Origin of the sequence: Streptomyces sp. NBC_00683, assembly GCF_036226745.1 — a bacterium.
Classification (GTDB): domain Bacteria; phylum Actinomycetota; class Actinomycetes; order Streptomycetales; family Streptomycetaceae; genus Streptomyces.
Genome location: NZ_CP109013.1, coordinates 8239532 through 8260407 on the forward strand (window position 1 = coordinate 8239532; position 20876 = coordinate 8260407).

Sequence of the window (20876 nt, forward strand, 5' to 3'; positions counted from 1 at the left end):
GGTACCGCGCAGACAGGCCGGACCCTGCTCCCGTAGGAGGATCCTCATGCGCAACACACGCGTCGGTGCGGGTATCTGTCTGATCGTCGGTGCCCTCGGGCTCTCGGCCCCGGCCGCGGTCGCCGCCGCCGGACCCGCCGCCGAGCCCAGCATCCGCATCAGCCCCGGCAGGGCCACACCCGGTTCCCAGGTCACGGTCAGTACCAGGGCATGCGGCAAGGAGACCTACGGCAAGGGCACGTCGGAGGTCGGCGGGGCGTTTCACCTCTTCGCGGGCGAGCGCAAGGGCACGCTCGTCGGCGTGTTCGAGATTCCGGCGGGGACCGTCGCCCGCACCGACACCGTGATCGTGAAGTGCCCGCCGAGGATCATGATCACTGACACGTACAAGATCGCCGACCGCGTCCAGAGCGGCGGTGGTGCCCCGAACGGCGGGGGTACTCCGAGCGGAGGCGTCGACGCCGGCTTCGGGGCTCCCACGGACAAGGGCACGCAGCTCGCCGCGGGAAGCGTGCTGCTGGCCGGTGCGCTCGCCGGAGGTGTGGTCAGGATGCGCCGTCGGGTGAGCACCGTCGGAGCCTGACCGCGTTCGTGTCCGACCGCGGCCCGTGTCCCGCGCGGCCGTGTCCTGTCCGCGGGCCCCGGATGCCGTACAGGCCCGGGAGCCCGCGGGCTTCCACCCCCTCAAGCAATTCACCCGCTGCGAAGCAGAGGCACACGAGATGGAAACCGGGCGCAGGTCCAGCACGTCACCGCAGTCGTTCCCCGCGGTCAAGCATCTTGTCTGGGCCCTGGTCGCGGGCACCGCGCTCGTGGTCAGCGGAATGCGTGACGACACGCCACCGCAGCCGCCGACCACGCAGGCCATCGAGGCTCCCGCACCTCCCGCGCCCGTCCGCAGCGCGCCGGCGCCGGCCGCCGCCCCTCCCGCGCGACCGGCGGTCTCCCAGGCCTACACGGCCCCGGTGGGCGCCACCCGGGCGGTTCCCGCCTATGTGAGCCCCGCCCCCGTGCCGCCGGAGCTCGCACCCCGGCCACCCGTACGTCCGGCCCCCCTGCGTCCCCTGCCGGCCACGCCCGCCCCGGTGGCCCCGGCCCCCGTGGCCCCCGCCCCGGCGGCCCCGTCCCCCAGCCGCACCGCCCCGGCCGCGCGGCCGGCCGTCGCCCCGCTCCCGCCGTCGGACCCGGTCCGGCTGCGCATCCCCGCAGTCGGCGTGGACGCCCCGGTCGCCCGGCTGGCCCTCGACGCGGCGGGGGCGCTGCAGCCTCCGCCCGACGACAACCCGGTCCTCGCCGGCTGGTACGCCGACGGCACCGCTCCCGGAGCCGTGGGCACCGCCATCACCGCCGGACACGTGGACACCCGTGTCGGCCCCGGCGTCTTCCACCGGCTGGGATCCGTCCGCAAGGGCGCCACGATCGAGGTCATCCGGGCGGACCTGCGCACCGCCGTGTTCACGGTCTACGCCGTCGAGTCCTACGACAAGAAGAACTTCCCGGACAAGAAGGTCTACGGCCCGTCGGCCCGCCCCGAGATCCGGGTGATCACCTGTGGCGGTGGCTACACCAAGAAGTCGGGGTACCGGAGCAATGTCGTCGTCTTCGCCGTTCTGACGGCGACCCGCTGACGGCGACCCGCTGACGGCAAGCCGCTGACGGCAACCCGCTGCCCGGCCGGTCAGCACCGGGCCGTGCCTCAGGTGGCGTCCCTGAGGTCGATGATCCGCTTGATCTTTCCGACCGAACGCTCCAGCACCTCCGGATCGACGATCTCGACCCCGACCGTCACCCCGACCCCGTCCTTCACGGCCGCCGCGATCGACCGGGCCGCGGCGGCACGTTCGTCCGTCGTGGCCCCGGCCCGCGCCTCGGCGCGTACCGTCAGTGCGTCCAGGCGGCCCTCGCGGGTCAGCCGCAGCTGGAAGTGCGGCGCCACCCCCGGCGTGCGCAGCACGATCTCCTCGATCTGCGTCGGAAAGAGATTCACCCCGCGCAGGATCACCATGTCGTCGCTGCGCCCGGTGACCTTCTCCATCCGCCGGAAGACCCGCGCCGTACCGGGCAGCAGCCGCGTCAGATCACGGGTCCGGTAACGGATCACCGGCATGGCCTCCTTGGTGAGCGAGGTGAAGACCAGCTCGCCCTCCTCGCCGTCCGGAAGCACCTCGCCGGTGAACGGATCGACGACCTCCGGGTAGAAGTGGTCCTCCCAGATGTGCAGCCCGTCCTTGGTCTCCACGCACTCCTGCGCGACACCCGGGCCCATCACCTCGGACAGTCCGTATATGTCGACCGCGTCGATGGCGAAGCGCTCCTCGATCTCCCGGCGCATCTGCTCGGTCCACGGCTCGGCGCCGAAGATGCCGACCTTCAGCGACGTCGAACGGGGATCGACCCCCCGGCGCTCGAACTCGTCCAGCAGGGTCAGCATGTACGAGGGCGTGATCATGATGATCTCGGGACGGAAGTCCTGGATCAGCTGGACCTGGCGGGCCGTCATGCCGCCGGACGCGGGAATGACGGTGCAGCCGAGGCGCTCCGCCCCGTAGTGCGCCCCGAGCCCGCCGGTGAACAGCCCGTACCCGTAGGCCACATGGACCTTGTGGCCCGGGCGCCCGCCCGCGGCCCTGATCGACCGGGCGACGACGTCCGCCCAGGTGTCCAGATCGCGCTCGGTGTACCCGACCACGGTCGGCCGGCCGGTCGTCCCGCTGGACGCGTGGATGCGCCGTACCCGCTCCTCGGGGACGGCGAACATCCCGAAGGGGTAGTTGTCCCGCAGGTCGGCCTTGACGGTGAACGGGAAGCGGGCGAGGTCGGCGAGCGTACGGCAGTCCTCGGGCCGCAGGCCCGCCTTGTCGAAGGCCTCCCGGTAGAAGCCGACGTTGTCGTAAGCGTGCCGCAGCGTGGTCCGCAGCCGTTCCAGCTGCAGGGCCTCCAGCTCGTCGCGGCCGAGCCGCTCGGCAGCGTCCAGCAGAGCCGTCATGCGGATAATCCTCTCGCCGAAGCGGACGACCGATCGTTCGGTCGAAGTCCCTGGGAGTAGTAATTCAGGATGCCGACGCCATGGCAAGAGGCGTGACGTCCATCAGGAGGTGCCGGGCAGGCAGCCGCTCCGCTCCCTCCCGGCTCCGAGCCGCCTGATCGCTGTGGGCGTACGCGCCCGCAGCCGCCCGCCTGCCCTGTTTGGATGGCAGGCATGCCGACTTTCCGCACGTACGACGGGACCGAACTGGCCTACCACCTCGTGGGTGACGGCCCCCTGCTGATCTGCCTGCCGGGCGGCCCGATGCGGGCTGCCCGCTACCTCGGGGACCTCGGCGGGCTCTCCCGCGTGCGCCGGCTGGTCCTCCTCGATCTGCGCGGCACCGGGGACTCCGCGGTCCCGGAGGACCCCTCGACGTACCGCTGCGACCGGATCGTCGACGACGTCGAGGCCCTTCGTGCGCACCTCGGCCTCGAACGGATCGATCTGCTGGCCCACTCCGCGTCCGGAAGCCTGGCGGCCCTCTACGCCGCGCAGTACCCGCAGCGACTGCGTACCCTCACCCTCGTCACTCCCAGCACACGCGCCACCGGTATCCCCGTCACCGACGAGGACTGGCGCCAAGCCTCCGAACTGCGCAGCCAGGAGCCCTGGTACGCCGAGGCCAGGGCCGCGCTGGAGGAGGTCTGGGCCGGGCGCGCCACGGCGGACGTCTGGGCCGCCACCCTGCCGTTCACCTACGGGCGCTGGGACGCCGTGGCCCGGGCACACGCCGGTGAAGCCGCCGCCCAGACCAACGCCGAGGCGCGGTCGCTCCACCACCCGCAGGACGGCTTCGAGACCGCCGCAGTCGTCGAGGCCCTGCGGAAGCTGGAGGCACCGGCACTCGTCGTGGCAGGGGAGTACGACGGCGGCCCCAGCCCCGACCGCGCGGCCGAGCTCGCCGCGCTCTTCCCGCACGGCGAGCTCGTCGTCCAGCGGGGCGCCGGACACTACCCGTGGATGGACGACCCCGGCTCCTTCGTCCGCACCGTCACCGCCTTCCTCGACCCCGAGGTCAGCAGCGTGCAGGCAGGCGGGAACCGGCTCGCCTACCGAACCTGGGGCGATCCCGCGTCCCCGCCCGTCGTGCTCGCCCACGGGCGGGGCGGCAACAGCCTGGACTGGACGGGAATCGCCGAACAGCTCGCCGTACGGCACCGGGTGTACGCGCTCGACTTCCGGGGCCACGGACTCAGCGACTGGCCCGGCCGCTACTCCTTCGAGTTCTTCCGCGACGACCTGCACGCGTTCCTGGAGGTCCGCAATCTGGCCGGCGCCGTCGTGGTCGGGCACTCGATGGGCGGCGCGGCGGCCCTGATGCTCGCCGAGCAGTACCCGGGGCTGATCGGCGGACTCGTCATCGAGGACGCGCCGCCCCTGGTCCCGCTCGACCCGCCCCGCGCACCGGCCGAGCGGCCCGCCGGAGAACTCGGCTTCGACTGGCCGGTGGTGGGCTCCATCGACGCCCAGCTGAACGCCCCCGATCCGGCGGTACGGGAGCGCCTGGGCGAGATCACCGCCCCCACGCTCGTGGTCGGCGGAACCCGCAGCCACATCGACCAGGAGCAACTGGCGTGGATGGCCCGCCGGATACCCGGCGGGAGCTACGTCCCGGTCGACGCCGGGCACCTCGTGCACAACGACAACCCGGACGCCTTCCTCACCGCCCTGAGGTCGTTCGGCGTCGGGTGAGGTGCTGGTCGGTGAGGCCGTCGGCGACGAGGTGCGCCGGGGGACCGGTCAGTCGCGGTGGAGCAGCGTCGTCAGCGCCTCGTACAGAGTCGCCTCGGCGTCGGCCACGCCGCCCTCGGACCGCCAGGCCACGAAGCCGTCGGGGCGCACGAGCACCGCACCTTCGGGGCTCGTGCCGTGGGCGGCGCTCCAGTCCGCCTCGTTCGCGGGCTCCAGATCGGCACCCGGACCCGAACCGATCGTGAAGGCCTCCAGACGGACCTTCAGGCGCTCCGCCGCCCGAAGCGCCGCCGCGCGCCATTCCGGGTGGCCGGCGTCGCACAGGAGCACGAACGACTGCTCGTACAGATCCAGCGTCGACAGGCGCACCCCGCCCTTCTCGACCCACAAGTGCGGTGCGCGGGTGCCGGGTTCGCCCGCCAGACCCATTCCCTCGGGTACCACCGGCAGGCTGGGGTCCGTGCCGAGCACCGCGCCTTGGAGATAGCGGTATCCGAGCGCGACCGTGAGCATGCCGCCCTTGCGACCGCCGCCCGGACCGGGTGCGCCGGCGCCGGCGTAACCCGGGTGGCTGTGCTCTCCCGAACGGGCGGACGCGCGGGCGCTCGTGGCCTTCGCCACCGGCAGACGCTCCGCCTCGTACGTCCCGAGGAGCCCGGGCCCCGCCTCGCCGGCGATCACGGCAGCCAGCTTCCACGCCAGGTTGTGCGCGTCCTGGATGCCGGTGTTCGAGCCGAACGCCCCGGTGGGGGACATCTCGTGGGCCGAGTCACCGGCCAGGAAGACCCTGCCCGACGCGTAACGCTCCGCGACCCGCTCCGCGGCGTGCCACGGTGCCTTGCCCGTGATCTCGACATCGAGACCGGGCGCTCCGACCGCCTTGCGGATGTGCTCCGCGCACCGCTCGTCGCTGAAGTCCTCCAGCGTCTCGCCCCGGTCCGGCTGCCACGGCGCGTGGAAGACCCACTGCTCCTCGTTGTCCACCGGAAGCAGCGCCCCGTCCGCCTCCGGGTTGGTCAGGTAGCAGACGATGAAGCGCCGGTCGCCCACGACCGAGGCGAGCTGCCGGGACCGGAAGGTGATGCTCACGTTGTGGAACAGATCGCCGGGCCCCGACTGGCCGATGCGCAACTGTTCCCGGATCGGGCTGCGCGGTCCGTCGGCGGCGACGAGGTAGTCCGCCCGCACCGTGGTGTGCTCCCCGGTCTCCCGGTCCTTCACCACAGCGGTCACACCGTCCGCGTCCTGCTCGAAGGTGAGCAGCTCGCTGGAGAACCGCAGCTCGCTGCCCTGGTCACGGGCATGGGTGACCAGCACGGGCTCCAGATCGTTCTGGCTGCACAGGCACCAGCCGCTCGGGCTGAACCGGGCGAGACCGCCACCCGGGTCGATCTCCTTGAACAGCCACTCCTGGTCGTCCCCGGTGAGCGACCCCGCCTGGAGGATGCCGTGGTTGTCCGCGAGCACCGAAGCGGCGTCCCGGATCAGCTGCTCGGCGCCGGCGGTGCGGAACAGCTCCATGGTGCGGACGTTGTTGCCGCGCCCTCGGGGGTGGGTCGAGGTGTTCGCGTGCTTCTCGACGAGCAGGTGGCGGACGCCGAGCCGGCTCAGGAAGAGGGAGGCGGACAGGCCCACCAGGGAGCCGCCCACGATGAGGACTGGTACGCGGAGGTCGGTCTTCTCGTTCATCAGTTGCTCCAGCTCGGACGCGGGACGGATGCAGTGTCCATGCCCTTGTCCGGAGGCTTCGGTCACCGCCTCACCTGAACGGTTCATAAATCTCGCGCCGCCCGTACCAGCGTTCCACGATCAGTCGCGGGAGCGAACTCGCGATGCGGGGGCGACATACGCATCAGCGGGCAGGGACCTGCTCCGCTTCCACCGAAACCGACGGATGACGAGGGACCACGGGACGTGGCCGCCGATCCGTCTCGAAGGAGAGCGAAAGATGACAACCCTCTCGGAACGCATATCGCAGTCCGCCTTCGACGGTTCGAGGCTCCGGGTCATACTGCTGCTGGACCTGCACGACGGCGCCCAGAACCAGTTCCTCGAGGCGTACGAGCACATGCGGAACCAGGTGGCCTCGATCCCAGGGCACATCAGCGACCAGCTGTGCCAGTCCATCGAGAACCCCTCGCAGTGGCTCATCACCAGTGAGTGGGAGAGCGCCCCGCCCTTCCTCGCCTGGGTGAACAGCGAGGAGCACGTCGCGACGGTGCAGCCGCTGCACAGCTGCGTCCGCGACACCCGCTCCCTCCGCTTCAGCGTGCTGCGCGAGACCGGTGTCGCGTTCGAGCAGCGGGCCCCCGAGCCGGCCAAGGGCCGCCTCCAGGCCGCCCCGCGTCTGGGCGACGGAGTGGTACGTCACGCGCTCACCTTCACGGTGAAGCCGGGAACGGAGGAGATGGTCGCGAAGATCCTCTCCGACTACGACTCCCCGCAGGCACGCGTCGACGAGAACACCCGGCTGTGCCGTACCTCGCTCTTCATGCACGGGAACCGTGTCGTGCGGGCGGTGGAGGTCGAGGGCGACCTGATGGCGGCGCTGCGCCACGTCTCGCGTCAGCCCGAGGTCAGGGCTGTCGAGGAGGCCATCAACCCGTACCTGGAGCAGGACCGCGACCTCAGCGACCCCGACTCCGCCCGGATGTTCTTCACCCGGGCCGCACTCCCGACCGTCCACCACGTGAAGGCCGGCCGGCACGCCGCCTCGGACGTCGAGCGGCACGCGCTGTTCTACCAGGCGAAGGAAGGCTGCGGCATGGCCCTGGCCCGGCTGCTCGCAGGCCAGGACGAGGAGGCCGCGGACGACGTCGCCAGCCCCATCGAGAGCAGCACCATCTTCCAGCGTGACGACATCGTGGTGCGGCTCCTCGAAGTGAGCGGCCCGTTCGACGCCCAGCCCACCCAGGCGCTCGGCATCGGCGGCAACCGCAAGGCGGCCATGCTCGGCCGACTGCTCGACGGCGGTGCCAACGGCATGCCGACGACCGACCAGGAGGCCGCGCGCTTCCTCGCCCAGGCAGAGATGAGCCTGATCACCGACCGTCGGGCCACCGAGTCCTGAACGGCTTCACCGGCATCACCGGGGACCGCCCCGGGATGCCGTCACACCGCACAACGCGCCTGGAGGAGAGCAGTCATGACCACGCACCGGCCTCGCATCGTGGACCTCAGCGAGACTCAGCCCAACCGCAGGCGCGGAGGCGACCTGCGCGCCCTGCTCACACCGACCGCCGTAGGCGCCACCAGCGGCTTCATGGGGCTGGCCATCGTCAACCCGGGTGAGCGCATCGGCGAGCACTACCACCCGTACTCCGAGGAATTCGTGTACGTCGTGCAAGGACTCCTCGAAGTGGACCTGGACGGCGAGCCGCACGCGATGCGGCCCGACCAGGGGCTGCTGATCCCCCCGCACGTCCGCCACCGCTTCCGCAACGTGGGCGACGTGGAAGCGCGCATGGTCTTCCACCTCGGCCCGCTCGCCCCGCGCCCGGAACTCGGGCACGTGGACACCGAACACACGGACGTCGCCGAGCGCGGAGCCCCGCCAGAACGAACGGAGGCTGCGTCATGACCCGTCGTGTGGCCGTCACCGGAGTCGGAGTCGTCGCACCCGGCGGCATCGGGGTCCCGGCCTTCTGGGACCTCCTCTCCAGCGGACGTACAGCGACCCGCGGCATCACCCTGTTCGACCCGGCGGCCTTCCGCTCGCGCATCGCCGCCGAGTGCGACTTCGATCCTGCGGCCCACGGCCTCGACGAGGACCTGGTCGCACGATCGGACCGGTACGTCCAGTTCGCCCTGGTGGCCGCCCGGGAGGCGCTGAGCGACGCCGGACTCGACCCGGAGAAGGAGGACCCCTGGCGCATCGGGGTGTCCCTCGGAACCGCGGTCGGGGGCACCACCCGCCTGGAGCACGACTACGTCGCCGTCAGCGGGAGCGGCAAGCGCTGGGACGTCGACCACCGGCCGGCGGGCCGTCACCTGGAGCGGGCGTTCTCGCCCAGCACCCTCGCCTCGGCCGTGGCCGAGGAGGTCGGCGCCCACGGGCCCGTACAGACCGTCTCCACGGGTTGCACCTCGGGCCTCGACGCGATCGGGTACGCCTTCCACTCCATCGAGGAAGGCCGGGTCGACGTCTGCATCGCCGGTGCCTCGGACACACCGATCACCCCCATCACGGTGGCGTGCTTCGACGCGATCAAGGCGACCTCGGCGAACAACGACGACCCGGAGCACGCGTCGCGGCCGTTCGACGCCCGCCGGGACGGCTTCGTCATGGGCGAGGGCGGCGCCGTCCTCGTACTCGAGGAGCTCGAACACGCCCGTGCCCGCGGGGCGACCGTCTACTGCGAGATATCGGGCTACGCCACCTTCGGCAACGCCTACCACATGACCGGGCTGACCGGCGAAGGCCTTGAGATGGCCGAGGCCATCAACACCGCCCTCGCGCACGGCCGGATCAACGCCTCGCAGGTCGACTACGTCAACGCGCACGGCTCGGGCACCAAGCAGAACGACCGGCACGAGACGGCAGCGGTGAAACGGGCCCTGGGCGCACACGCGTACAAGGTGCCGATGAGCTCGATCAAGTCCATGGTCGGCCACTCGCTCGGCGCCATCGGCGCCATCGAGATCGCCGCGTGCGTGCTGGCCATCGAGCACCAGACGGTGCCGCCGACGGCCAACTACGAGACCGCGGACCCCGAGTGCGACCTCGACTACGTGCCGCGCACCGCACGGCCCCTGAAGCTGCGCAGCGTGCTTTCGGTCGGCAGCGGGTTCGGCGGATTCCAGTCCGCCGTCGCTCTGACCCGAACAGGCGGGAGGACCCCATGAGTATCCGGACACACCGGCGATCCGTCATTACGGGGATCGGTGTCGTCGCCCCCAACGGGACCGGCGCCGGTACCTTCTGGAAACAGACGCAGGAAGGCGTCAGCGTCCTCGACATGGTCTCCCGCGAGGGCTGCGAGAACCTTCCGCTGCGCGTCGCGGGCGAAGTCAGGGACTTTGACCCGGTCGCGTTCATCGAGGAGCGCTACCTCGTCCAGACCGACCGCTTCACGCACTACGCGATGGCGGCCGCCGATCTGGCCCTGGACGACGCACGGCTCGGCCGCGCCGACTACGAGAGCGCCCCGTTCAGCGTGGGCGTGGTGACCGCTGCCGGTTCCGGCGGCGGCGAGTTCGGCCAGCGTGAACTGCAGCGCCTGTGGGGGCAGGGCTCCCGCTACGTCGGCCCGTACCAGTCCATCGCCTGGTTCTACGCCGCCAGCACCGGCCAGATATCGATCCGCGGCGGCTTCAAGGGACCGTGCGCCGTCGTGGCCAGCGACGAGGCCGGTGGCCTGGACGCGCTCATGCACGCCGCACGCTCCATCCGGCGCGGCACCGACGCCGTCGTCGTCGGCGCCGCCGAAGCGCCCCTTGCGCCGTACTCGGTCGTCTGCCAGCTCGGCTACGAGGACCTCAGCACCTGCGACGAACCCACCCGCGCCTACCGCCCGTTCACCTCGGACGCCTGCGGATTCGTACCGGCCGAGGGTGGCGCGATGCTGGTGGTCGAGGAGGAGACGGCGGCCCTCGACCGCGGGGCCCGGATCCGCGCCGAACTGGCCGGCCACGCCGCCACCTTCACCGGAGCCTCCCGGTGGGAGCAGTCCCGCGAGGGACTCGCGCACGCCATCGAAGGGGCGCTGGAGGAGGCCGGCTGCGCGCCGGAGGAGATCGACGTCGTCTTCGCGGACGCGCTCGGTGTGCCCTCGGCCGACCGCGCCGAGGCGCTGGCCATCGCCGACGCGCTGGGCCCGCACGGACGGCGCGTACCGGTGACGGCGCCCAAGACCGGGATCGGCCGCGCCTACTGCGGAGCACCCGTGCTGGACACGTCCGCCGCGGTACTCGCGATGGAACACGGTCTGATCCCGCCGACGCCCAACGTCTTCGAGGTGTGCCACGACCTCGACGTGGTCACCGGCCGCGCGCGCCCCGCGGAACTGCGGACGGCGCTGGTACTGAGCCGAGGGCTCATGGGGTCGAACGCGGCGCTCGTGCTGCGCCGCCCCACCGACACACCTCAGTGAGAAGGAGCCACGCATGACCACTCAACTGACCTACGAGGAACTGGCCGCGCTCATGAAGAACGGCGCAGGTCTCACGGTCGACCCGCTGGCGATGGAGAGCCGTCCCGGCTCGGCCTTCGACGAGTACGGCCTGGACTCACTCGGCCTGCTCGGCATCGTGGCCGTGCTCGAGAACCGGTTCGGCCGCCCGCTGCCGGCCGACGCCGACCGCTGCAAGACCCCCGGCGAGTTCCTCGACCTCGTCAACAACACCCTCGTGACAGGAGCCTGAAGTGTCCGGACACACGGAGAACGAGATCACCATCGCTGCCCCCCTCGACCTCGTCTGGGACATGACGAACGACCTCGAGCACTGGCCGCAGCTGTTCAGCGAGTACGCGTCCGTCGAGGTGATCGAGCGGAAGGGCCAGACGACGAAGTTCCGGCTCACCATGCACCCGGACGACAACGGCAAGGTCTGGAGCTGGGTCTCGGAGCGCACCACCGACCGGCCGGGGCGCACCGTGAACGCCCGCCGTGTCGAGCCCGGCCCGTTCCAGCACATGGACATCCGGTGGGAGTACTCGGAGGTCCCCGGCGGCACGCGGATGCACTGGCGCCAGGACTTCGCGATGCGTCCGGACGCACCGGTCGACGACGCGTGGATGACGGACAACATCAACCGCAACTCCCGCGTCCAGCTGGAACTCATCCGCGACAAGATCGAACAGCGTGACCGGGAGCGCCGCTCCGCCTCGGTCCCGGCCAACTGACGCCGTGCCCGCCCACGGCCGGCCCGCGACACCGGGTCCGGCCGTCCCGGGTACCAGAAAGGCAGCCCGATGCACCACGCTCTGATCGTCGCCCGGATGGCGCCCGAGTCCGCCCCGGACATCGCCGAGCTGTTCGCCGAATCCGACAACACCGAGCTCCCCCACCTCGTCGGCGTCAACAGGCGCACCCTGTTCCAGTTCGGCGACGTGTACCTGCACCTGATCGAATCCGACCGGCCCCCGGGCCCGGAGATCGCCAAGGTGACGCAGCACCCCGAGTTCAAGGCCATCAGCGACCGGCTCACCGCCTTCGTGAGCCCCTACGACCCGCAGACCTGGCGCGGTCCGAAGGACGCGATGGCCCAGCAGTTCTACCGGTGGCAGCGCGACGGCGCCTGACGCAACCGAGGACCGCCCCGGGTCCGGCACCTAGGTGCCGGACCCGGGGCGGTCTCTGTGTACCGCGGACCGTCGTGGACGTCAGCCCGGTACGACGCACTCGAACGCGTGGAGATACGCGTTGACCGGGCGGACCTCGCCGACCCGGAGGCCGGCCTCGGACATCCGGCCGAGCAGGCTCTCCCTGGTGTGCTTCGCGCCGCCGACGTTGAGGAGGAGCAGCAGGTCCATGGCCGTGGTGAACCGCATCGAAGGCGTGTCGTCGACAAGGTTCTCGATGATCACCACACGGGCGCCCGGACGGGCGGTTCCGACCACGTTGCGCAGGGTCCTGCGAGTGCTCTCGTCGTCCCACTCGAGGATGTTCTTGATGATGTAGAGATCCGCCTCGACCGGGATGTCCTCACGGCAGTCCCCGGGCACGATCGAAACGCGCGACGCCAGTGAGCCGCCGTCCCGGAGCCGGGGGTCCGCCTTCGCGACGACACCGGGCAGGTCCAGGAGCGTTCCGTGGACCGTGGGGTGCTTCTCCAGCAGGCTCGCGAGCACATGCCCCTGGCCGCCGCCGATGTCGACGACCGAGGACACCCCGGTCAGGTCGAGGAGCTCGGCGACATCCCGCGCCGACTGCATGCTGGACGTGGTCATGGCCCGGTTGAACACATGGGCCGACTCGCCCGCGTCCTGGTGGAGGTAGTCGAAGAAGCCCTTGCCGAACGTCTCGGGGAAGACACTCGTCCCTGAGCGCACGGCGTCGTCGAGCCGCGGCCAGACCTCCCACGTCCAGGGCTCCGTGCACCACAGGGAGATGTACCGCAGGCTGTTCGGATCGTCCTCGCGCAGCAGCCGGGACATCTCCGTGTGGACGAAGGTGCCGTCCCCGTTCTCGCTGAAGATGCCGTAGCAGCACAGCGCGCGCAGCAGCCGCTGCAGCGGTACGGGCTCGGTGTGGACGACCTGGGCGAGCTCCGCGGCCGAGGCGGGCGTGTCTCCCAGCGCGTCGGCAACGCCCAGCCGGGCCGCCGCCCGTACGGCCGCGGCGCAGGCCGCTCCGAACGCCAGCTCCCGCAGCCGCATGGCCGGCGGCGGGGCCGGAGCGGCGGTGGGGGCGAGGGGTGCGGCGATGGTGGAGGCCACAGGGGTGGTGTCGGGGGTGGGACTCACGGTGGTCATGCCGTCTCCTTTCTCCGGGTGCGGCGGTCGGCCGTCACCGGGCACACATCCCGCCCGGTGCGGACGTCGCGCACTCGTTGCTGGTGAAGGTGTTGCCCGTGCCCGAGGTGTCCCTGTTGGCCAGGTCGGCGGGCTTGTTGCCCTGCACGTGGTTCTCGGTGATCGTGTTGTTCGTGTTGAGGGCGCCCACGAAGCTCTTGAACAGCAGGATCCCGCCGGAGAGCGGGGTGGCGCCCACGTTGTTCCGGATCACGTTGGAACGGACGACCGTGGCCTCGCTGCCGGTCAGGACGATGCCGGACCCCTGGATGGCGGACAGCCTGGGGGTGGCCGCGCAGAACTTGTTGTTGCCGATGATCCGGTTGCCGCTGATGGTCATCGCGCCGGCCGCGGGCTTGGACTCGTCGCCCACGACGAAGACCCCGCTGCAGTTCCCGCTGATGTGGTTGTCGTCGATCAGGAGGTTCCTGACCCTCCGGGCGGTGACGCCGATGCGGTTGCCGCTGAGGGTGTTCTCCCGGATCTCCGTCCCCCCGGTGTCGGTGGCCCCGCCCTCCTCGCTGACGGAGTTCGCGATGAAGATCCCCGCGTCACCGTTGGCGGTGGCCGTGTTGCGCCGGAAGTCCGCACCCGTCGACCGCTCCTGGGCGATGCCCCAGGTGCCGTTGTTCTTGGCGGTCACCCGGCGGACGGAGAGTCCGTCGGTCCAGGAGGCCCAGATTCCGCTCTTCTTGAAGCCGGAAAGGGTCAGGGCCCGGATGTGGACACCGTCGACGGTCCGGGTCTTCGTGCCCACGACGCAGATGCCGTTGCCGTCCGCCGCGCACGTGTTGGCGACCTTGGTCGTCTTGGTGGTCTTGGCCGTCTTGGCCGGCGCGGCTGCCGGCATGATGACCGTCCGGCCGCCGGTGCCGCGCAGGGTCAGGCCCGGCTTCGTGATCAGGACGCTCTCGCGGTAGGTACCGGGCAGGACGACGACGGTGTCGCCGGGTGCCGCGGCGTTCACCGCCTTCTGGATCGAGTTGCCCGGGTGGACCACCAGGTCTCTCGGTGCGGCCGCCGAAGACGGAACCACTGCCGCGCCCAGTGCTGTAGCCGTGGTGAGAGTGATGCCCACCAGGCATTTGATGTGTTTTTTCCTCATGAGCTGAAGTTATGGGCGATGACCCGCCGCTGCCACGCAAGGTGAGCGTATGGATACATGGCGTGCCTGAATGGCTTACTCGTTGCGCCGCCCGCCGGGGCCCGGCGGGTGACGCCGGGAACTCCCGCGCCCTGTCCCGGACCGTCGGCGGTGGCTAGGCTTTGGCCGGGACGACGAGCGGGAGGAGAAGCCGTGACGGAGAGCACCACCGGCCGCCAGCAGTTCGCCGGCTGGGACAAGCCGGAGCTCGACCTCAGTAACGCGGACTGGCGGTCGGGCAGCCAGGGCACGGGCGATGTCCAGATCGCCTTCGTGGAGGGATTCATAGCGATGCGCAACGCCGGCAAACCCGGCAGCCCCTCGCTGATCTTCACCCCGGCCGAGTGGCGGGCCTTCGTGATCAACGCGCGGGACGGCGAGTTCGACCTCGTGTGAGCCGGGCCGCGGCCGGCGTGCGCGGGTGCCGTCACCACGAGCGGCACCGCACACGGGAGCCGTAACGTTGCTCCCATGACCGGCGAGCGCGATCTGCGAAAACTGCTGCACGGTATGCGCCCGGAACTGAATCCGGGCCGCTACGTCTTCACGACGGTGCCGGACGGTGAGGTGCCCGGCGGCGTGAGCCCGGTGGTCGCCGTCACCGAGCGCGAAGGGCTGACCCTCGTGATTCCCGAGGCGCAGGCGCTTGAGTCCGGGCTGGCCCATGACTTCGTCGCGGGCTGGATCACACTCCGGGTGCACTCCTCCCTGGACGCGGTCGGCCTGACCGCCGCGGTCTCGCTGGCCCTCACCGACGCGGGGGTGAGCTGCAATGTGGTCGCGGGATTCCACCACGACCACCTGTTCGTTCCGTACGCGCGTGCGACCGAAGCCGTCGAGCTGCTGGAAGCGCTGGCCGCGGAGTCGGGCTAGGGAGTGCCCGGCTCCGCAACGTGAGCCGGGACACGTAACATGGCTGCATGTCCTTCCTCCGCCGCCGTAGCGCCGCCACACCCGCGGGCCCGGACTTCGACGTCCTCGCCATGGACCCGGGGGACTGGCCCGGCAACCTCGGCGCCGGTCTGCTCCCCGCTCCCGACGGGAGCTGTCAGGGCGTCTTCCTGCGCTACGACCTGTTCGGAGGCCGCGGCCCGGCGATGATCATCGGCAATCTGCCGGAGGGTTCGCCCGCCCGCGAGACCGAGGAGGGCCAGGTCCCGTTCGAGGTCGCCCAGCTCCTCCTCGCGCTCGAGAACGACGAGCCGGTCGAGGTGACCGGCACCGAGGACGTCCCCGTCATGCAGGGGGACGGCCTCCTGATCGTGCGCAGGGTCAAGCTCTCGGAGAGCCGTATCTCCTGCGTTCAGTTCGACCGGAGCGACGGCGTGCTGGTCACCATCGCCAGCTGGGACCGGCCGATCACGGACGATCTGTACGCGCTGCTGAAGCCATTGCCAGCGGAGCTCTTCCAGCAGGGCTGAAACGTCCCTGCGCCGTCAGCAGCTGCGTCACCCGTGCCGCCGACGTGCCGAACCCCGTGGGACCACTGAGATGCCACGGGGCACCGGTGCCCCGCCGCAGATCCTCCTCCCGGTAGCGCCGGCAGCCGCGGTGCCAGATCAGGATGCCCGCCATCCAGTGCTGCAGCTCCACGACATAGCCCGCGAGAACCTCCCGCGCCTCCGCGTCCAGTGCGAAGTCGTCGTACAGCACCGGGAGTTCCCGCTCGGCGATGTGCTGGAACTGGCGCATCCGCGAATTCATCAGGTCGTCGACGATCGACACCGCCGTCGGATAGTCCACCGCGAAGAAGTTCTGCACGACCAGGACGCCGTTGTGCACCTCGCCCTCGTACTCGATCTCCTTCTGGTACGAGAACAGGTCGTTGACGAGGCAGGCGTAGTCCGACGCAGCGTTCTCCAGGGAGCGCAGGGGACCACTGCGGTAGACCGCGTCCGGCACCTTCCTGCCGTGACCCAGCCGGCACAGGCTCATCGTCAGGTCCGAGCCGAACGTCGCCCTGCGCATCTCGACGTAGTCCACCGGGTCCGGGATCCGGTTCTGCGCCTGGTTCGCCAGCTCCCACAGCCAGCTCGCGGTCATCGACTCGACCGCCTCACGGAACGTGCGGCGCCCGCTCGCGTCCATCGGCTCCACGGTCCGCCGCCAGACGTCGGCCAGCCCCCGCTCGAGCGCGTTGACCGGCTCCGGCACCGACCCGCCGTCCAAGGGCATGAAGAGGGACAGCCGCTCGTTGGCCAGCCGGGCCCCGGCAAGGTCACGCGTCCGGCCGTGCACCACGGGGAACCAGTCGTCGCCGTACGTACCCCAGGTCAGCCATTGCGATGACAGATCGAGCTCGTCCGGCGTGGCGTCCGGATGCAGGCCCGCGGCGCAGAGCGGCAGATCGGTCGCGACAAGCCGTTCCTCGTCCCAGATGTGCGATCCCGGCACACCCGGCTGGGCCTCAAGCAGCCCCATCCGGCGCGACCAGTCCACGATCCGTACCCGGGCCCCGTCCAGGTGCGGACTCAGTGTCGTGGTGAACGGCATGTCGAAGTCGGGCAGCAGGGACGGGCCGACGTGCCGGTACGGCACATGGGTGTGGCTGCGCAGCCGTGCCGACTCCGAACGGGGCGTGAAGCGGATGGAGGCGGCCGCCATCCCGAAACCGGGCCCAGCGCCGTCCGCGCCGCCGTCGTTCATGTAGCGGCTGGAGCGCATGTGCCACTCGTGGCCGCCCGACTGCCAGTCCTGGAGCCCCTTGACGTACGCGAGTACAGCGACCGTCTCCTCGGGGGTGAGCCCCTTCTCCGCACAGAGCGGCCCGAGTTCGGTGAGGGCCGTGTTCTCGAACTGCTGGAGCCGCGAAGTCAGCAGATCGTTGACCGCCTCGGCCGCCTCCTGGGTGGAGCAGCCCAGGAACTTCTCCAGGACCAGCACACCGTTGCTGTTCTCGCCCTCGTCCTCGACCTCACGCTGGTACGAGAACAGGTCGTTGCGCAGGTGGACTCCGTCGGAGAACGCGTCCCGCAGCACCCGCAGTGCTCGCGCATCGGCCAGCGACGCCGGAACCTCGGCGTTCGCCGCGTACTCCACCAGCCCCGCCGACCAGGGGGCGCCGCCCACCTTGCGCCGCATCTCGATGTACTCGACGGGGTTCGCGATCCGGCCCTCGTTGATGTTGGCGAGCTCCCACAAGGACTCGTTGAGCAGATTCTCCGTGGCCTCGGCGAACCTGGCCCGCCAGGCGTCGGACATGGCCGGCACGGTCCTGGCCCAGAGGTCGGCGAGACCCGCCTCGACCGGGTTGGCCGGCTCGGGCGTCGCTGCCCCCCGCTCCATCGGCATGAAGGCGGGCAGCCGGTCCAGATACCGCTTCCCGCCCTCACGGTCCGGAGTGCGCTTGAACAGTTCCAGGAAGTGGTCGTCGAAGAAGAAGACCCACACATACCAGTCGGTGACCAGGGACAGGGCCTCGGACGAGCAGTCGGGGTGGGTGTACGCGCACAGCAGCGCGTAGTCATGGGACTCGAGGTCCTTCTCCTCCCAGATACCGGACCCCTCGAGCATCCCCATCCCGCGCGCCCACTCCCGGGTATGGCTTCTGGCAGCCTCCACATGAGGGTTGAGACGTGCCGGATACGGCACATAGAAGTCCGGCAGGGAGAAGGGCTGTGCCATGTGTGCGTCGGCCTTTCGAGAATTCCGCCCGGTCCGTTCGGACCGGTCCTGTCGGCGGCAGCACTACCCCTCGGCCATCCGGGGCACGCACGGCCCGAATTAGTCACACAAGCTCAGACCCTGTGCCGCACTGTGCTCTTGACTCACCAACACCTCACGTCACAGAGTGTCCGCCGACGGCGGAACGCTGAGATCACCCCAGGAACGGCTCCGGTAAGCCCGGCCCAGGAAGGGTTGTCATGACGTCCAAACAGAGGACCAGGCTCGCACTCGCACTGACCACCGCAGGAGCGCTGAGCGTCGCACTTCTCGCCCCCGCGACGCAGGCCGGCGCGGACGCGGTACGGCCGGAATGCCCGCGCAGCCTCGACTGCGACTGGGTACCGGCGGCCTACCAGCAGACCGGCGATCCGGCCGACAAGGAGACGTACGGCAATTACGACACCTCCGACCGGCCGCACAGCAACGCGGTCAAGTTCATCGTGCTGCACGACACCGAGGTCGACTACGACACCACCCTGAAGATCTTCCAGAACCCGCTCAACCAGACCTCCGCCCATTACGTGGTGCGCTCGGCGGACGGCCATGTCACCCAGATGGTGAAGAACAAGGACGTCGCCTGGCAGGCGGGCAACTGGTACCTCAACACCCACTCCATCGGCATCGAGCAGGAGGGAGTCGCTGCCGAGGGCGCCAAGTGGTACACCCCGGAGATGTACCGGTCGACGGCCCGGCTCGTGCGTCACCTGGCAGCGAAGTACGACATTCCGCTCGACCGGCAGCACATCATCGGCCACGACGGTGTGCCGCCGACCAGCGCTGCCGGTACGAGGAACATGCACTGGGACCCGGGCCCGTACTGGGACTGGAACCGCTTCATGGCGCTGCTCGGCAGACCTGTCGTGCCCAGCGCCCCCAAGGACAGCGAACTGGTCACGGTCAGCCCCGACTTCGCCAGGAACGAGCAGGCGTTCCGCGACTGCGAGAAGGGCGTCGACCTGCCGCTCCAAGGGAGCAGTGCGGTCCCGCTGCACACCGCGCCCTCCGACGACGCGCCGCTCTTCTCCGACCCGGGTCTGCACCCGGACGGTTCGGCGGGCACCAACTGCGCAGCGGACTGGGGCAGCAAGATCAGCGCCACCCAGCAGGCCGTCGTCGCGGAACGGGCCCCGGGCTGGACGGCGATCTGGTGGTACGGACAGAAGGCGTGGTTCCGCACCCCGGGCGGTACCCGGGTCACCGTTCCCACGTCCGGCCACGTCGTCAAGCCGAAGGCAGGCAAGACCGAGGTTCCGGTGTACGGGGTGGCGTACCCGGAAAAGGGGGAGTACCCCTCGGACTTCGTCAAGCCGACGGTGGGCACACCCCTCGTGTACACGATCAAGGCGGGGCAGGCATTCCCGGGCGGAGGTGAGGCGCCCACCGGCTACTACTACGCGCCGACGATCGACGCGTCGAAGCCGTACGACCACACCTACTTCCCCGGCGCGCAAAAGTACCTGACGGTGCAGATCGGGCACCGGATCGCGTTCGTGAAGGCGTCCGACGTGGATGTGGAACGGGTGCGCTGAGCCGCTGAGCACAACCCGCTCAGGATGCTGCGGGACCGGCGTGTCGGCACCGGTCCCGCAGCCCTCGTCCCCCGTCGGTCAGGCTCTTCGCCCCGACGCGGTCAGCGGGTCCCCACCGCGGCCCGCACGGCGCGCCGCGCCATCGCGCAGTCGTCGTGCAACCTGCGCAGCAGCAGCCGCTGTTCCTCGCCCGACGAGAGCGCGCCCTGCCGGGCCTGCCCGCCACCCGACGGCGCCCCTTCGCGCATGGCGCGCTGGACAGCCGTCTCGTACGTCCGGATCTCCCGGGTCAGTACGAGCATGAGGTTCACCAGGAACGCGTCGCGTGCCGCGGCACCCGGCGCCTGCGCCAGCTGGCTGATCTGGCGGCGGGCCGCCGGCGCGTCACCGAGTACGGTCCAGAGCGTCGCCAGGTCGTAGCCCGGCAGGTACCAGCCCGCGTGCTCCCAGTCGACCAGCACCGGGCCGGTGGGCGGCAGCAGGATGTTGGAGAGCAGCGCGTCACCGTGACAGAACTGGCCCATGCCTCCCCGGCCGCTCGCATGGGCCAGACCGTGCAGCAGCTTCTGCAGATCACCCAGATCACGATCGGTGAAGAGCCCCAACTCGTGATACCTGGCGATGCGCGAGGCGTAGTCCAGCGGAGCGTCGAACAGACCTGCCGGAGGCCGCCAGGCATTGATCCTGCTGACCGCTCCGAGGGCCGCCCGCACATCCGCCCGGGGCGGTGCCTCCGCGGGGTGCCTCGTCAGCGCCGCGACCCGGCCGGGCATCCGCTCGATCACCAGCGTGCAGTTCTCGGGGTCGGCCGCGATGAGCCGGGGGACCCGAACCGGTGGGCGGTGCCTGACGAAGGCGCGGTATGCAGCTATTTCGTGCCGGAACCGCTCGGTCCACACGGGGGAGTGGTCCAGTAAACACTTGGCCACCGCGGTGGCACGACCGGTGGTGCCGACGATGAGCACCGAGCGCCCGCTGCGACGCAGCACCTGCACCGGATTGAACTCCGGACAGATGCGGTGCACCGAGGCGATGGCCATCCTCAGCTGTGCACCCTGAGGGCCGGACAAGTCGAGTCTCCCGCTGAGCGGTTGGGCGCCGGTGCCCGCCGCCCGCCGGGTCCGACCCATGCCGGACGCCGGCGATGCCGCGTTGGGGTCGAGATACGGCCCGCCGCCCGCCCCCATGGGGCGGAAGGCGCGGGGTGGGGCGGACACGGAGGACGATGCTGTGTACATGGGCGAGACAGATCCCTTCGTGCGCCGACAAGTTACGTGCGCCGCCCCGGCCGGCGGCCGTTCGGCACCCTGGGGAGTACCTAGGGCTGCCGGGCGGGGTGGCGCACTCCTACCTGACACTGGG

General features: G+C 70.6%; 20 protein-coding genes. 14 read left to right on the forward strand and 6 right to left on the reverse strand.

Features of this window, described 5'->3' with window-relative positions:
• Positions 1–46 precede the first annotated feature (46 nt).
• A complete protein-coding gene (locus OG257_RS35760; protein ID WP_329214392.1) occupies positions 47–583 on the forward strand; it encodes a sortase in 537 nt (178 codons plus the stop codon).
• Positions 584–722: 139 nt separating this feature from the next.
• Entirely contained in the window at positions 723–1628 is a 906-nt protein-coding gene (locus OG257_RS35765) for a class F sortase (RefSeq protein ID WP_329214394.1), read from the forward strand.
• Between the two features lie 68 nt (positions 1629–1696).
• Here OG257_RS35765 and paaK read toward each other — a convergent pair whose 3' ends face one another.
• The gene (gene paaK, locus OG257_RS35770; RefSeq protein WP_329214395.1) at positions 1697–2986 is read right to left on the reverse strand and encodes a phenylacetate--CoA ligase PaaK; all 1290 of its coding nucleotides are present in this window, start codon (positions 2984–2986) and stop codon (positions 1697–1699) included.
• Positions 2987–3199: 213 nt separating this feature from the next.
• Here paaK and OG257_RS35775 point away from each other — a divergent pair, with 213 nt between their 5' ends.
• Positions 3200–4720 carry an alpha/beta fold hydrolase gene (locus tag OG257_RS35775; RefSeq protein WP_329214397.1) on the forward strand — a complete coding sequence of 507 codons (1521 nt, stop codon included), beginning with the start codon at positions 3200–3202 and terminating at the stop codon, positions 4718–4720.
• Between the two features lie 48 nt (positions 4721–4768).
• Here the strand turns inward: OG257_RS35775 and OG257_RS35780 are convergent, their stop codons facing one another.
• On the reverse strand, positions 4769–6409 hold the full coding sequence (locus OG257_RS35780; RefSeq protein WP_329214399.1) for an FAD-dependent oxidoreductase: 1641 nt from the start codon (positions 6407–6409) through the stop codon (positions 4769–4771).
• Between the two features lie 259 nt (positions 6410–6668).
• Here OG257_RS35780 and OG257_RS35785 point away from each other — a divergent pair, with 259 nt between their 5' ends.
• From OG257_RS35785 to OG257_RS35815, 7 genes are all read left to right on the forward strand, one after another.
• Positions 6669–7790 carry a SchA/CurD-like domain-containing protein gene (locus OG257_RS35785; RefSeq protein WP_329214401.1) on the forward strand — a complete coding sequence of 374 codons (1122 nt, stop codon included), beginning with the start codon at positions 6669–6671 and terminating at the stop codon, positions 7788–7790.
• Between the two features lie 75 nt (positions 7791–7865).
• Entirely contained in the window at positions 7866–8300 is a 435-nt protein-coding gene (locus tag OG257_RS35790) for a cupin domain-containing protein (RefSeq protein WP_329214404.1), read from the forward strand.
• Positions 8297–9565, forward strand: a complete 1269-nt coding sequence (locus tag OG257_RS35795; RefSeq protein ID WP_329214406.1) for a beta-ketoacyl-[acyl-carrier-protein] synthase family protein — start codon at positions 8297–8299, stop codon at positions 9563–9565. Before OG257_RS35790 ends, OG257_RS35795 begins: the two co-directional genes overlap by 4 nt.
• Positions 9562–10812, forward strand: a complete 1251-nt coding sequence (locus OG257_RS35800) for a ketosynthase chain-length factor (RefSeq protein WP_329214408.1) — start codon at positions 9562–9564, stop codon at positions 10810–10812. Before OG257_RS35795 ends, OG257_RS35800 begins: the two co-directional genes overlap by 4 nt.
• A gap of 13 nt (positions 10813–10825) precedes the next feature.
• Positions 10826–11083: an acyl carrier protein gene (locus OG257_RS35805; RefSeq protein WP_329214410.1), complete on the forward strand. Its 258-nt coding sequence runs from the start codon at positions 10826–10828 to the stop codon at positions 11081–11083.
• A 1-nt stretch (position 11084) separates the two neighbouring features.
• Entirely contained in the window at positions 11085–11564 is a 480-nt protein-coding gene (locus OG257_RS35810) for an SRPBCC family protein (RefSeq protein WP_329214412.1), read from the forward strand.
• A 69-nt stretch (positions 11565–11633) separates the two neighbouring features.
• Complete coding sequence (locus tag OG257_RS35815) at positions 11634–11963, forward strand: TcmI family type II polyketide cyclase (RefSeq protein WP_329214414.1); 330 nt, start codon at positions 11634–11636, stop codon at positions 11961–11963.
• A gap of 81 nt (positions 11964–12044) precedes the next feature.
• Here OG257_RS35815 and OG257_RS35820 read toward each other — a convergent pair whose 3' ends face one another.
• Together OG257_RS35820 and OG257_RS35825 are read right to left on the reverse strand one after the other, a co-directional pair.
• Complete coding sequence (locus tag OG257_RS35820; protein ID WP_329214416.1) at positions 12045–13136, reverse strand: methyltransferase; 1092 nt, start codon at positions 13134–13136, stop codon at positions 12045–12047.
• A 34-nt stretch (positions 13137–13170) separates the two neighbouring features.
• The gene (locus OG257_RS35825; RefSeq protein WP_329214418.1) at positions 13171–14280 is read right to left on the reverse strand and encodes a right-handed parallel beta-helix repeat-containing protein; all 1110 of its coding nucleotides are present in this window, start codon (positions 14278–14280) and stop codon (positions 13171–13173) included.
• Positions 14281–14472: 192 nt separating this feature from the next.
• On the opposite strand from OG257_RS35825, the gene OG257_RS35830 reads away from it, so the two are divergent.
• The 3 genes from OG257_RS35830 to OG257_RS35840 all read left to right on the forward strand — a co-directional run bounded on the left by OG257_RS35830 (position 14473) and on the right by OG257_RS35840 (position 15740).
• Complete coding sequence (locus tag OG257_RS35830; protein ID WP_329214420.1) at positions 14473–14715, forward strand: DUF397 domain-containing protein; 243 nt, start codon at positions 14473–14475, stop codon at positions 14713–14715.
• A 75-nt stretch (positions 14716–14790) separates the two neighbouring features.
• The gene (locus OG257_RS35835; protein ID WP_329214422.1) at positions 14791–15192 is read left to right on the forward strand and encodes an ACT domain-containing protein; all 402 of its coding nucleotides are present in this window, start codon (positions 14791–14793) and stop codon (positions 15190–15192) included.
• Between the two features lie 47 nt (positions 15193–15239).
• Entirely contained in the window at positions 15240–15740 is a 501-nt protein-coding gene (locus OG257_RS35840; RefSeq protein WP_329214424.1) for a hypothetical protein, read from the forward strand.
• On the opposite strand, the gene OG257_RS35845 is transcribed toward OG257_RS35840, so the two are convergent.
• Positions 15679–17943: a terpene synthase family protein gene (locus OG257_RS35845; RefSeq protein WP_329214425.1), complete on the reverse strand. Its 2265-nt coding sequence runs from the start codon at positions 17941–17943 to the stop codon at positions 15679–15681. The two genes, OG257_RS35840 and OG257_RS35845, sit on opposite strands and share 62 nt — an antisense overlap.
• Positions 17944–18182: 239 nt before the next feature.
• On the opposite strand from OG257_RS35845, the gene OG257_RS35850 reads away from it, so the two are divergent.
• Positions 18183–19514: an N-acetylmuramoyl-L-alanine amidase gene (locus tag OG257_RS35850; RefSeq protein WP_329214427.1), complete on the forward strand. Its 1332-nt coding sequence runs from the start codon at positions 18183–18185 to the stop codon at positions 19512–19514.
• Between the two features lie 101 nt (positions 19515–19615).
• Here OG257_RS35850 and OG257_RS35855 read toward each other — a convergent pair whose 3' ends face one another.
• Entirely contained in the window at positions 19616–20752 is a 1137-nt protein-coding gene (locus OG257_RS35855; RefSeq protein WP_329214429.1) for an aminoglycoside phosphotransferase family protein, read from the reverse strand.
• Positions 20753–20876 lie beyond the last annotated feature (124 nt).

What these genes read in the sequence shown, in the direction of transcription:
- OG257_RS35760 (WP_329214392.1), top strand. Translation starts at nt 47, where the DNA reads ATGCGCAACACACGCGTCGGTGCGGGTATCTGTCTGATCGTCGGTGCC.
- OG257_RS35855 (WP_329214429.1), bottom strand. Translation starts at nt 20,752, where the DNA reads ATGTACACAGCATCGTCCTCCGTGTCCGCCCCACCCCGCGCCTTCCGC.
- OG257_RS35825 (WP_329214418.1), bottom strand. Translation starts at nt 14,280, where the DNA reads ATGAGGAAAAAACACATCAAATGCCTGGTGGGCATCACTCTCACCACG.
- OG257_RS35775 (WP_329214397.1), top strand. Translation starts at nt 3,200, where the DNA reads ATGCCGACTTTCCGCACGTACGACGGGACCGAACTGGCCTACCACCTC.
- OG257_RS35780 (WP_329214399.1), bottom strand. Translation starts at nt 6,409, where the DNA reads ATGAACGAGAAGACCGACCTCCGCGTACCAGTCCTCATCGTGGGCGGC.
- OG257_RS35785 (WP_329214401.1), top strand. Translation starts at nt 6,669, where the DNA reads ATGACAACCCTCTCGGAACGCATATCGCAGTCCGCCTTCGACGGTTCG.
- OG257_RS35840 (WP_329214424.1), top strand. Translation starts at nt 15,240, where the DNA reads ATGTCCTTCCTCCGCCGCCGTAGCGCCGCCACACCCGCGGGCCCGGAC.
- OG257_RS35845 (WP_329214425.1), bottom strand. Translation starts at nt 17,943, where the DNA reads ATGGCACAGCCCTTCTCCCTGCCGGACTTCTATGTGCCGTATCCGGCA.
- OG257_RS35850 (WP_329214427.1), top strand. Translation starts at nt 18,183, where the DNA reads ATGACGTCCAAACAGAGGACCAGGCTCGCACTCGCACTGACCACCGCA.
- paaK (WP_329214395.1), bottom strand. Translation starts at nt 2,986, where the DNA reads ATGACGGCTCTGCTGGACGCTGCCGAGCGGCTCGGCCGCGACGAGCTG.
- OG257_RS35795 (WP_329214406.1), top strand. Translation starts at nt 8,297, where the DNA reads ATGACCCGTCGTGTGGCCGTCACCGGAGTCGGAGTCGTCGCACCCGGC.
- OG257_RS35800 (WP_329214408.1), top strand. Translation starts at nt 9,562, where the DNA reads ATGAGTATCCGGACACACCGGCGATCCGTCATTACGGGGATCGGTGTC.
- OG257_RS35765 (WP_329214394.1), top strand. Translation starts at nt 723, where the DNA reads ATGGAAACCGGGCGCAGGTCCAGCACGTCACCGCAGTCGTTCCCCGCG.
- OG257_RS35820 (WP_329214416.1), bottom strand. Translation starts at nt 13,136, where the DNA reads ATGACCACCGTGAGTCCCACCCCCGACACCACCCCTGTGGCCTCCACC.
- OG257_RS35790 (WP_329214404.1), top strand. Translation starts at nt 7,866, where the DNA reads ATGACCACGCACCGGCCTCGCATCGTGGACCTCAGCGAGACTCAGCCC.
- OG257_RS35805 (WP_329214410.1), top strand. Translation starts at nt 10,826, where the DNA reads ATGACCACTCAACTGACCTACGAGGAACTGGCCGCGCTCATGAAGAAC.
- OG257_RS35835 (WP_329214422.1), top strand. Translation starts at nt 14,791, where the DNA reads ATGACCGGCGAGCGCGATCTGCGAAAACTGCTGCACGGTATGCGCCCG.
- OG257_RS35815 (WP_329214414.1), top strand. Translation starts at nt 11,634, where the DNA reads ATGCACCACGCTCTGATCGTCGCCCGGATGGCGCCCGAGTCCGCCCCG.